The following is an 11,055-nucleotide window of genomic DNA, read 5'->3' on the forward strand; positions in this document are numbered from 1 at the left end:
TCCGCTTGATTATGTCTACCAGACGGAAGAAAGGAGTTAACACAGCATGGAGTACTCAACCATCGAGCAACTGATTGGTAACACCCCGCTGGTCAGGTTGCAGCGCTTGCCGGGTGAAACCAGTAATCAGGTTCTGGTTAAGCTGGAGGGCAATAATCCCGCTGGATCGGTGAAAGATCGCCCGGCCCTGAGTATGATCCAGCAAGCGGAACTAAGAGGTGATATTCGCCCTGGGGATACCTTGATCGAAGCGACCAGTGGTAACACCGGGATCGCCCTGGCGATGGCCGCAGCGATCAAAGGGTATCGCATGATTTTAATTATGCCGGATCATATGAGTGCCGAGCGGCGCGCAGCAATGACAGCCTATGGCGCTGAATTGATTCAGGTTACCAAAGAAGGGGGAATGGAAGCCGCCCGAGATCTTGCCCTGGCCATGGAAAAGAGAGGAGAGGGGAAGGTTTTGAACCAGTTTGGCAATTTCGATAATCCCGCAGCCCATTATCAGGGTACCGGACCAGAAATCTGGCAACAAACCGGCGGGGAAATCACTCATTTTGTCAGCTCGATGGGGACAACAGGCACGATTATGGGGGTTTCCCGCTTCTTGAAAGAGCAGAAACCCTCGGTTGAAATTGTAGGCTTGCAGCCCAAAGAGGGAGCCTCGATTCCCGGAATCCGTCGTTGGCCTAAAGCCTATATGCCCTCAATTTTCGACGAGGCACGTGTGGATCGGGTAGTCGATATGGGGCAGGAGGAAGCTGAGCAAACCATGCGAGCGCTAGCGCAACAAGAGGGCATTTTTTGTGGTGTTTCATCTGGCGGTTCGGTCGCGGCCGCCCTACAGCTCTCTCGAGAGTTGGAAAATGCCACAATTGTTGCCATTGTTTGTGATCGAGGTGATCGGTATCTGTCTACCGGGGTCTTTTCGGCCTGATAGCTCGGGGGCGCTGCGCAAACTTCACAGATCGCGTAAAATAGGCAGTTTTATCGGGTGGCCTTAGGTGCCGCTTAAATCGGTGGAGTGATCGTGAAATTCTATAAGCCTCCGGGTCGTTCCCGGCAGTCGGCGTCTAAACCAGAGAAACCTCAATGGGTGCAGATCGACGGTATCAGTCATGATCTTCGTGGTATCGCGCGATTTGAGGGAAAACCGCTGTTTGTCGATAATGCGTTGCCGGGTGAAAAGGTACTGGCCAAAGTTGAGCGCAGTCATGGCCGATTTATTGAGGCTCGTGCCATTGAGATTGAAACGCCTTCGGCCCAGCGCCATTCTGCCCGGTGCCAGCATTTTGGTCGTTGCGGCGGATGCTCGCTGCAATACCTTAAGGAACAGGCCCAACTGGAATTTAAGCAACAAGCGGTGCTTGAGCAGTTGCAACGCACTGCTCAGGTGCAGCCCACGCAGTTAGAGCCGCCTTTGGCATCAGCTCCTTTTGGTTACCGCTCTCGGGCACGACTGGCGGTTTATTACCACCGTAAGCAGAAACAATTACGTGTTGGCTTTCGTGCGGCGCGTAGCAAAGAGGTTATTCATCTCAAGCAGTGCCCTGTTTTGGCGCCTGAACTGGAAGCCCTGATCAGCCCCTTACAATCACTCATTGATGGTATGGAAGGCCGAGACTGGATATCTCACCTTGATTTGCTGCTCGGGGATCAAGGGCCAGCGGTGGTGCTTCGTCATATCAGGCCTTTATCTGAGGAAGACCTGCAACAATGTCTAGGGTTTGCAGATACACACCTTCAGCAGCTTTTTCTGCAACCTGGTGACAGGGACTCGGTACACTGCATCTGGCAACAAGATGACAACGCACAACTGGAATACCGATTATCTCCGTTCGAACTCAGGTTGAACTACGAACCACTGGATTTCACGCAGGTTAACCGTCAGCTTAATAATGCAATGGTGAGTCAGGCCATGGACTGGCTGAGCTTCGAACAGGGTGAATCGGTTTTGGATCTTTTCTGTGGTCTGGGTAATTTCTCCTTGCCTGCTGCACGGGCTGGAGCCAGGGTTACCGGCATTGAGGGAAGCGCTGATATGGTGCTAAGGGCAGAAAAAAATGCGCGATCGGCGGGCATGATTGATGCCAGATTTGACACGTTAGATTTGACTCAACCTGGCAAGCTGGCTGCAATTTGTCGTGAGGGTATCGATAAGGTCATTCTTGACCCCCCACGTAATGGTGCGGTAGAAATAATTCGGGATGTTTGCCAGTTACAGCCGGTGAGCATACTCTATATCTCCTGTAATCCCGCCACGTTGGCAAGAGATGCAGGGCATTTAAGGGATCAGGGATATCAGCTAGAGCGGCTAAGTGTCATGGATATGTTCCCGCAAACAGGACATATAGAGTCGATGGCACTTTTTGTGCAGTCCGGACAATAACAGAGACAGTTTGTCTACCGATAATAAAGACGGATTTCAGCAGCCTCCGAAGTATGGCGAAGACGCATTATGGTTAAAGTAAGAGAAGATCATCCTGTTCATGACGATGGCACGGTCAACATTGACGCCTGGCTGTCCCGTATCGGGCAGGATTCCAATTTGCAGGATGTGGAACTCATCACCGCGGCCTGTCAGATGTCCAGCGATGCAGCCTTGCAAGCCAGTGCTGGCGACGATCATTGGCAAGACAGTGACAGCTATCGCATTGGACTCGAGATGGCTGAGATTTTGGCCGAACTTAATCTCGATCAGGAGTCACTGATTGCCGCCATATTGTATCGGGCGGTCCGCGAACAGAAATTATTGCTCGAACAGGTCAGCGAACGTTTTGGTAATGAGGTGGCCAAGCTGATCAGTGGTGTATTGGGGATGGCGGCCATCGGTGCTATACAAACACCCGGTCATGGAGCTGTTCTGGGTCAGGAACAGGGTCAGCTTGAAAACGTTCGTAAGATGATGGTGTCCATCATTGACGATGTGCGGGTTGCCCTGATCAAGCTTGCTGAGCGAACCTGTGCCATTCGTGCAGTCAAAAACCTCGATAAGGATAAGCGCAGAACGGTTGCGCGCGAAGTCTTTGAAATCTATGCCCCCCTCGCTCACCGTCTGGGTATTGGTCATATCAAATGGGAGTTAGAAGATCTCTCCTTTCGCTACCTGAAACCCCAGGATTATAAAAAAATAGCCAAGCTGCTGGATGAGCGACGCCTGGACCGTCAGCAGTATATCGATGATGTGATGAATCAGCTTCAGAGCTCGTTAGCCGAAGCCGGGATAGAGGCTGAGATTAGCGGAAGAGCAAAACACATATACAGCATCTGGCGCAAAATGCGTCGTAAAGGCATCGACTTTCGTGATGTGTACGATATCCGTGCGGTCAGGGTTCTGGTACCCAAGTTGCGCGATTGCTATGGCACCTTGGGTATCGTGCATTCGTTGTGGAATCATATTCCGCGAGAGTTCGACGATTATATCGCGACGCCCAAGGAGAATGGCTACCGCTCCCTTCATACCGCTGTTATCGGGCCAGGCGGCAAAACTCTGGAAGTGCAGATTCGCACCCATGATATGCACGAAGAGGCTGAACTGGGCGTTTGTGCTCACTGGCGCTATAAGGGTACCGATACCAAGGCCAGTGGTAGTTATGAAGAAAAAATTGCCTGGCTGCGCCAGGTTATGGAATGGCACGAAGATATTGGTGATCTCGACAGCCTGGCGGGCCAGTTAAGAAGTGATATTGAATCTGATCGCATCTATGTGTTTACCAAAAATGGCCACGTCGTGGATTTGTCCGTGGGTGCCACTCCGATTGATTTCGCCTACCGAATACATACCGAGGTCGGAAATACCTGCCGTGGCGCCAAGGTCGGAGGGCGCATTGTTCCCTTGACCTATCAATTGAAAACCGGCGAGCAGGTGGAGGTGCTGACAGCACCCGGTGCCACTCCCGGTCGAGATTGGTTAAACCCCAATCTGGGGTATGTCACAACGTCCCGGGCTCGTTCTAAAATCATGCATTGGTTCAAAGAGCAGGACAGGGATCAAAACGAGCATGCCGGGCGACAACAGATTGAGCATGAGCTTAAGCGTCTGGCATTGGTGGATGTGGATTTTGATGCCCTGGCACCGGAGCTCAATTACAAGAATTCTGCCGATATGTTCGCGGCTGTTGGAGCCGGGGATTTGCGACAGGCGCATGTTGTCCATGCTGCCCAACGCCAGGTGGGCTACGATGACGAAAAGCAGTTTGAACTGCAACTGCGTCGCCCCAAACCAAAGATCACTGACGGAGATGTTCGGATTCGCGGAGTGGGTAATTTACTGACGCAAATGGCGGGTTGTTGTCATCCTTTACCCGGCGATCCGATCATCGGTTATATCACTCTGGGACGAGGCGTTACCATTCATCGGCAGGATTGCCAGCAGGCGCTGTTGCTGCAGGAAAATGAATCGAACCGACTGATTGAGGTCGACTGGGGAGCGCAACCCGAAAATACCTACGCCGTTGGTATCGAACTGCTCGCCTACGACCGTCCAGGGTTGATTCGTGACATTACCATGGTGCTTTCTAACGAAAAGGTGAACGTCATCGCTCTGAATACCACATCGGATAGCCGGGATAATATGGCTCGTATGACACTAACCATCGAAGTCGATGGTCTGGACTCGCTGTCGGTAGTATTGGCTAAGATAAACCAACTGCCGAATGTTATTGAAGCCTCTCGAAGCCGTCGTGGGTAAGTAATGGCAAAAAAATATCACCTGGAAGATTTGTTGCTGTTAATGGAACGCTTACGCGACCCTGATACGGGTTGTCCCTGGGATATTCAACAGACCTTCGCCTCGATCGTTCCATATACGATTGAAGAGGCCTATGAGGTTGCAGATGCTATCGCGCGTGAAGATTACCCCCACCTTATGGACGAACTGGGTGACTTGCTGTTCCAGGTTATTTTTTATGCTCGAATGGGGCAGGAACAGCAGCTGTTCGATTTCAAAGATGTTGTCGATAATCTGGTCACCAAGTTAATACGTCGGCACCCTCATGTATTTCCCGAGGGCACTCTGACATCCCGACGTAATATTGATCAGGTAATATCTGAACAGAGCATCAAAGAAACGTGGGAACGGATTAAACAAGAGGAGAGGGCAGCAAAAAACGCGCGCACAGATTCGTCATCTCCTGTTCACTGGCTCGATGACCTGCCATTGACTCTGCCTGCGCTTAAGCGTGCTCATAAACTGCAAAAACGAGCCGCCCAAGTAGGCTTTGATTGGGATTCTCCGGCGCCTGTGCTGGAAAAAATTCGAGAAGAGGTGGCGGAGTTGGAAGAGGCCATGGAATCCGGATTGAAGGCAGAGGTGTTGTCGGAGTTAGGGGATCTGATGTTCGCCTGTGCCAACCTCGCGAGGCATCTGGGATCTGACGCGGAAACGGTAGTGTCTCAGGCGAATACCAAGTTCCAGAGGCGCTTTGATGGGGTAGAAGATCTGTTGTCACAACAGGGGCGTTCTCTGGATGAAGCTACTCTGGAGCAAATGGAGTCTTTTTGGCAGCAAGTAAAGGTGTTTGAGAAGGAAAATTGATTGATCACTTTCTAGACGCTAAATTGTAATACTCATAGCTATCACTCGCTTATTGTCGGTGTATAGTGGTTAAAGGTTTTCTATAGGGTTTGTAGTATGCCGATCGCCACACGAGTCAAACGATACTTTCAGTCTAATGGTGCACGAGTGAAGGTGCACCGGCTGTCATCACCGGTGCTGTCGTTATGCGATTCTGTGGTAAACCGGGGTATTGATCCCTCAGCCGTGGCAATCGCGCGAGTTTACGAACACGCACAGGGTGCCAGCTTGTTGATATACCCACTGACTCATCGTGTGGGCGACTCCGAGCTAACAGCTCTGTTGGGCGACGATGCCAAGCGTATTGGTCGGACCGAGGTTGCGGCCCTGTTCGATGATTGTTCTGCGGACGCGGTGCCTCCAATAGGTGCGCCCTATAACCTGAAAGTGTTGATGGACCCGGCCCTGTTGATCCATGAAACCATCTATTTCCATGCGGGTTGCCCGCAAACACTGATAGCCGCGGATCAGGATGAGTTTCGATTCCTGAATCCCGGTGCATTGGTTGCGCGCTTTAGCGAAGCCGGGTGTACCGATGCGGCTTGTCCCTCATCGGCTGGGCTGGAATCGGCAATTTGCCGAAAGCTTCATTCTTTTCAACGATTACCACCCATGCCCGATAATGTCTCGCGTATTTTGACTGTGGTGAATGATCCCGAAAGTACGGTGAGTCAATTGGCGGGGCTGGTTTCCAGCGACCCCAGTTTGTCCCTGCAAGTCATGCGCTATGCTCGCTCTGCCCTGTTTGCCTACCCGGGGAAAGTTGAAACCGTTGAACAGGCTATTACTCGAGTGTTGGGTTTTGATCTGGTCGGGAATATGGTGCTGGGGCTAGCAGCCTGTGAATCATTGCGAATGCCAGATAAAGGACCGTTGTCAGTGACTCATTTCTGGCGAAACTCATTGTTCTGCGCGGAGTTGGCTCGAGTATTATCGAAAAAGCTGGATCCTGCTTTGAATATTGAACCAGGTACAGCTTATTTAGCCGGAATGCTCCATCACTTTGGCATTATATTACTGTCCCACCTGTTTCCGTCTGAATATCGCTTGTTGTGCCGTTTGGTAGAAAGAGAGCCTGAAAAGCCGATTTTCGAACTGGAAAAGAGGGTGATGGGGTTTGGGCAAGCGCGAGATATTCTAACATTGGGGTACGGAAAAATAGGTGGCTGGCTATTAGATGAATGGAATATGCCTGGAGAACTGGTTGTCTGTGCCATGCACCACACAGAAGCCGGATTCTCCCATCAACAACAACCCTATGTCGCGTTGATTCAGTTGGTTAATTACTTGCTCACTATCAATCAGATCGAATACGCCACGCTCGATCGGCTGGACGATTCAGTGTGTTTAACCCTCGGTATTACTGTAGAAGAAGCCCAGGCTGAGCTTGATAAGATTCTGGAGTCGAACCAATCAATAGAGCAGCTTATATCAACCATGGTGGCCTGAGCAGCTTCGACATACAACCCCGATAGCTTTTAGTGATGGTCTGCTAGTTACCGCCACAGCTCCTTAAATGACGTTTATCAATGAGCTGACAGTCAATCGAGGTTCGGAATAGGCTAAAGGTAGTATTAAGTCTGTGGTGTTAACGAGCCATAATCCCCGGTTAGAGTCCCAACTTGTACTGGTGCGCAGACGTGCGTATCCTTGTGATCCCTTTTTGGGCATTCACCGCCCCGTATAGAGTGTTTTACGCGGTTTCTGGACTAGGGCCAAAGGGAAGATTTATTAGAGATAGGGTAGGAGTCTTTTTCATGCGAGTTATTTTGTTAGGCGCGCCAGGTGCCGGGAAGGGTACACAGGCCCAGTTTATTACTGAAAAGTACGAGATTCCTCAGATCTCAACGGGTGATATGCTGAGAGCTGCTGTTAAGGCTGGAACGGCTTTAGGCTTGAAAGTTAAAGAAGTAATGGCATCCGGTGGGCTGGTTTCCGATGAGATCATCATTGACTTGATAAAAGAACGAATTCAAGAAGCGGACTGTGCCAATGGATTCCTTTTTGATGGTTTTCCTCGCACTATTCCTCAGGCAGAGGCTTTGCAAGCATCTGGTGTAGTGATTGATTATGTTGTCGAAATTGCGGTCGATGATAATGAAATTATCAAGCGTATGAGTGGCCGTCGAATGCACGAAAGTAGTGGTCGTGTGTACCATGTCGTGTTTAATCCGCCCAAAGTCGACGGAAAGGATGATGTTACAGGGGAGCCTCTTATTCAACGTGATGACGATAAAGAAGAAACAGTTCGCAAGCGTCTGGATGTTTATCATAATCAAACAGCCCCTTTAATTGACTTTTATCAAAGCATTGAAGGTAACGAAGTTCCTCGTTATGTTCGTGTCGAGGGTGTGGGGTCGGTAGAGGATATTAAGTCGGCTCTTTTCTCTTCCCTCAGCTAAAAAAGTCTGAAATAAGAAAAGCCGGGATATTTCCCGGCTTTTTTGTGTCTGGACGCTTTTTATCCGTGATTCCTGAATGGACCTATCTAGCTGTAGAACCTCAGCGCTCTGATTTGCTATTGGAACGACCAAAAAATGCCTTCTTACGATTTTTCCATATACGATAGTTGCTCTATAACAACGAGATTGCTGTAGGTCAGAAGGTGGCAAAAATGTACTGATTAATTGTTGTCGCAATAATAAATAGGCGCGCTTATTGTGTCGATTTTTCCAAAAAAAGTTCTTTAACGAATAAACTTTGCTTTTTTCCAGCACTTTTTTTTTAACTTGTGATTGAAAAAACTGTTTTGGCTATTGGTCGTACAATTTTTGTGCTATGTTTTACCAGGTTCGTCCATAAATAAATGAGTTGCCTAGGAGATATTGTGATGGCTAGAGGTAGAAAACCCGCCGCAGCAAAAAAAGTCGCTACTAAAAAACCGGTAGCAAAAAAAGTAACCCGCAAAGCATCAGCTAAATCTGTTGCTCCAGCCTTTTTGACTAAGGCGCAAGATGCTCTGGCTAAAGCCGAAAGCAATGTTGTAGCTGTACAGAAACAACTCGATGCAGCACAGAAAAAAGCTGCAGCTGCAAAAGCAAAAGCAAGCAAAACCCCAACTGCAGCTAGTAAGCGTGCTGCGGCGTCGGCTACCACCGCTGCCAAGCGCGTCTCCGTCAAAGTTCAGGCTCAGAAAGATAAGGTTCGTGCAGCGAAAACTGCTCTAGCCGCTGCGTCTGTGAAAGCTTCCCTGGCTAAGGCCGAAGATGCTATGAAAGGCCGCGTAGAAGAGTTTAAAGGCTCTTTGCAGGCTAAAGCGTCCAAAGATCTCGAGAAAGCAGCTAAGGCTTTTGAAGCCAAATGGAAAAAAGCTCGGGCCAAGGCTGATGCCAATAAGGTAAAAGCCCGTGCAGAGAAAGAAAAAGCCAAGCTTAAGCAAGTAGCGAAGAAAGCATCCACCAAAGCCAAAGCAATTGAAAAAGCAGAAGCTGACCGTTTGAAGGCTGTTGAAAAGAAAGCCGCAAACAAGGCCAAAGCTGCTGCCAAGCAAGCAGCCGCCAAAGCTAAGGCAGCTGAGAAGAAAGCTGCAGCAAAAGCCAAAGCCGCCGAGAAAAAAGCGGCAGCAAAGGCCAAAGCTGCCGCTAAAAAAGCCGCTGCTAAAGCCAAAGCCGCTGCCCGGAAGAAGCCAGCAGCCAAAAAAGCCGTAGCGAAGAAACCTGCCGCTAAAAAAGCACCGGCAAAAAAAGCCGCCGCTAAGCGCGCACCTCGCAAAGCCGCCGCCAAGAAGACGGCAGCGAAAAAAGCCTAATCGCTAATAATGCCCTTCCAGGGCAGTTTTGGTGATAAAAGGGTCCCGAGTATCGGGGCCCTTTTTTGTTGTCCTCTATGGCAGTTGTTATAATCGCTGGCCCTTTTGGCCTTTAAAGAAGTCATCATGACTACAATTCTTGCATTCGACACATCCACTGAAGCTTGCTCTGTAGCCCTTGATATTGATGGCGACAGGATTTCAAACTGGGAATTGGTGCCCCGGCAACATAGTGAAAAGATCTTGCCGATGATCGATAGCGTTTTGGCTGATGCCGGAATATCGATCAATGTGGTTGATGCACTTGCTTTTGGTAGGGGGCCGGGTGCCTTTACCGGGGTGAGAATAGCGACTGCTATTGTTCAGGGGTTGGCGTTTGCGGCAGATAAGCCGGTCGTTCCGGTATCTACACTTGCGGCATTGGCTCAGCAAGGCGTTCGGCGCTTTCAGGCAGAGCATATACTGGCCTCTATTGATGCAAGAATGGATGAGGTGTATTGGGCCGCTTATTCGCTAACGGATGGTGTACTGCAAACGAGAGTCCACGAGCAGGTAACTCCGCCGGAAACTGTAGTTTCACTCGAGGCTCTAGATGAATGCTTTGGTATCGGTACAGGATGGAGCTATTGCGAACGAATACCTTTAAACCCTCAGAAGGTTGTAGCCGATGCCTATCCCCATGCTGAAGATATTGTTGCGCTGGCAGGTGACGCCTTTGCCAGAGGCGAGGCCGTTTCAGCCGAATTTGCGTTACCGGTCTATCTACGCGACAAAGTCGCTAAGAAGCGCCACGAGCGTTAATTCCATGGCTCAGATGGCAACATACAACAGGGCTTCATGATGGATGTTTTCCAGATTATCGTACTGGCGCTGATCCAGGGCATCAGCGAATTCTTGCCTATATCCAGTTCGGCCCACCTTATATTGCCTTCGCAGATTTTAGGTTGGGCGGATCAAGGGCTGGCTTTTGATGTGGCGGTACACATTGGCTCATTGGCTGCGGTCGTCACCTATTTTCGTCATGATCTGGTGCAGTTGATTTCTGGGTGTCAGCAATCATTGGTAACGCGTGAAATAAACGCAGAATCACGCCTGAGCCTGATGCTGGTGCTCGGCACGATTCCGGCGGTTTTATTTGGTTTGGTCGTCAGTGTCAGTGGTTTCGATGATGCTATGCGGTCCATTTTTATCATTGCGACCACAACGTTGATCTTTGGGGTTTTACTTGGGTTTGCGGAGCGCTTTATACGCGGGGAATCCATGGATGCTATGGGCTGGAAGCAAGCCTTATTGATAGGTATAGCCCAGGCCCTGGCTATTATTCCTGGCACCTCGAGATCAGGCATTACTATTACAGCGGCTTTGCTGTTGGGTTTTTCAAGGGAGGTTGCAGCGCGCTTCTCGTTTTTGCTGTCCATACCTATCATTGTGGCAGCTGGAACCTTGAAAATCGCTCAGCTTATTCAGCAGGCCGATCCTGTTGACTGGTCAGTACTGGTGCTTGGCGTACTGCTATCGGGTGTGAGTGCCTGGCTGTGCATAAAATGGTTTCTGGCGGTCATTAACCGTATTGGCATGATGCCTTTCGTGATCTACCGGATAGTGCTTGCGGGAGTATTGTTCGCCATTTATTTCAATTAAGGCACCTCTGATTAATTCAGATAGATCTCTGCGGATCCTAAAAATGGTTTTTATCAAGGCGAAGCTCGCCGTTCATGTCGAGACCTGGACA

The 11,055-nt window shown here is 49.9% G+C and carries 9 protein-coding genes; all 9 read left to right on the plus strand.

Annotated elements, in window-relative coordinates; all coding sequences use genetic code 11:
- The first annotated feature begins 46 nt into the window (after positions 1–46).
- The 9 genes from cysM to MIB40_RS16190 all read left to right on the plus strand — a co-directional run bounded on the left by cysM (position 47) and on the right by MIB40_RS16190 (position 10,964).
- Entirely contained in the window at positions 47–937 is an 891-nt protein-coding gene (gene cysM / locus MIB40_RS16150) for a cysteine synthase CysM (RefSeq protein ID WP_249696394.1), read from the plus strand.
- A gap of 93 nt (positions 938–1,030) precedes the next feature.
- The gene (gene rlmD / locus MIB40_RS16155; RefSeq protein WP_249696395.1) at positions 1,031–2,389 is read left to right on the plus strand and encodes a 23S rRNA (uracil(1939)-C(5))-methyltransferase RlmD; all 1,359 of its coding nucleotides are present in this window, start codon (positions 1,031–1,033) and stop codon (positions 2,387–2,389) included.
- Positions 2,390–2,458: 69 nt separating this feature from the next.
- Positions 2,459–4,690 (plus strand): GTP diphosphokinase, encoded by a 2,232-nt coding sequence (gene relA / locus MIB40_RS16160; protein WP_249696397.1) that lies wholly within the window; start codon positions 2,459–2,461, stop codon positions 4,688–4,690.
- Positions 4,691–4,693: 3 nt separating this feature from the next.
- Positions 4,694–5,536: a nucleoside triphosphate pyrophosphohydrolase gene (gene mazG / locus MIB40_RS16165; RefSeq protein ID WP_249696399.1), complete on the plus strand. Its 843-nt coding sequence runs from the start codon at positions 4,694–4,696 to the stop codon at positions 5,534–5,536.
- Positions 5,537–5,632: 96 nt separating this feature from the next.
- Positions 5,633–7,024 carry an HDOD domain-containing protein gene (locus MIB40_RS16170; RefSeq protein ID WP_249696401.1) on the plus strand — a complete coding sequence of 464 codons (1,392 nt, stop codon included), beginning with the start codon at positions 5,633–5,635 and terminating at the stop codon, positions 7,022–7,024.
- A gap of 308 nt (positions 7,025–7,332) precedes the next feature.
- On the plus strand, positions 7,333–7,977 hold the full coding sequence (gene adk, locus MIB40_RS16175) for an adenylate kinase (protein ID WP_249696402.1): 645 nt from the start codon (positions 7,333–7,335) through the stop codon (positions 7,975–7,977).
- 404 nt (positions 7,978–8,381) lie between these two features.
- Entirely contained in the window at positions 8,382–9,323 is a 942-nt protein-coding gene (locus MIB40_RS16180) for a hypothetical protein (protein ID WP_249696404.1), read from the plus strand.
- Positions 9,324–9,449: 126 nt separating this feature from the next.
- The gene (gene tsaB / locus MIB40_RS16185; protein ID WP_249696406.1) at positions 9,450–10,124 is read left to right on the plus strand and encodes a tRNA (adenosine(37)-N6)-threonylcarbamoyltransferase complex dimerization subunit type 1 TsaB; all 675 of its coding nucleotides are present in this window, start codon (positions 9,450–9,452) and stop codon (positions 10,122–10,124) included.
- Positions 10,125–10,163: 39 nt separating this feature from the next.
- Positions 10,164–10,964, plus strand: coding sequence for an undecaprenyl-diphosphate phosphatase (locus MIB40_RS16190; protein WP_249696412.1), 801 nt, complete (start codon positions 10,164–10,166; stop codon positions 10,962–10,964).
- Positions 10,965–11,055 lie beyond the last annotated feature (91 nt).

Origin of the sequence: Aestuariirhabdus haliotis, from assembly GCF_023509475.1 — a bacterium.
GTDB lineage: Bacteria > Pseudomonadota > Gammaproteobacteria > Pseudomonadales > Aestuariirhabdaceae > Aestuariirhabdus > Aestuariirhabdus haliotis.

Excerpts from the sequence above, each read along its gene's own strand:
- MIB40_RS16180 (WP_249696404.1), top strand. The coding sequence starts at position 8,382 with ATGAGTTGCCTAGGAGATATTGTGATGGCTAGAGGTAGAAAACCCGCC.
- cysM (WP_249696394.1), top strand. The coding sequence starts at position 47 with ATGGAGTACTCAACCATCGAGCAACTGATTGGTAACACCCCGCTGGTC.
- relA (WP_249696397.1), top strand. The coding sequence starts at position 2,459 with ATGGTTAAAGTAAGAGAAGATCATCCTGTTCATGACGATGGCACGGTC.
- tsaB (WP_249696406.1), top strand. The coding sequence starts at position 9,450 with ATGACTACAATTCTTGCATTCGACACATCCACTGAAGCTTGCTCTGTA.
- adk (WP_249696402.1), top strand. The coding sequence starts at position 7,333 with ATGCGAGTTATTTTGTTAGGCGCGCCAGGTGCCGGGAAGGGTACACAG.
- MIB40_RS16170 (WP_249696401.1), top strand. The coding sequence starts at position 5,633 with ATGCCGATCGCCACACGAGTCAAACGATACTTTCAGTCTAATGGTGCA.
- MIB40_RS16190 (WP_249696412.1), top strand. The coding sequence starts at position 10,164 with ATGGATGTTTTCCAGATTATCGTACTGGCGCTGATCCAGGGCATCAGC.
- mazG (WP_249696399.1), top strand. The coding sequence starts at position 4,694 with ATGGCAAAAAAATATCACCTGGAAGATTTGTTGCTGTTAATGGAACGC.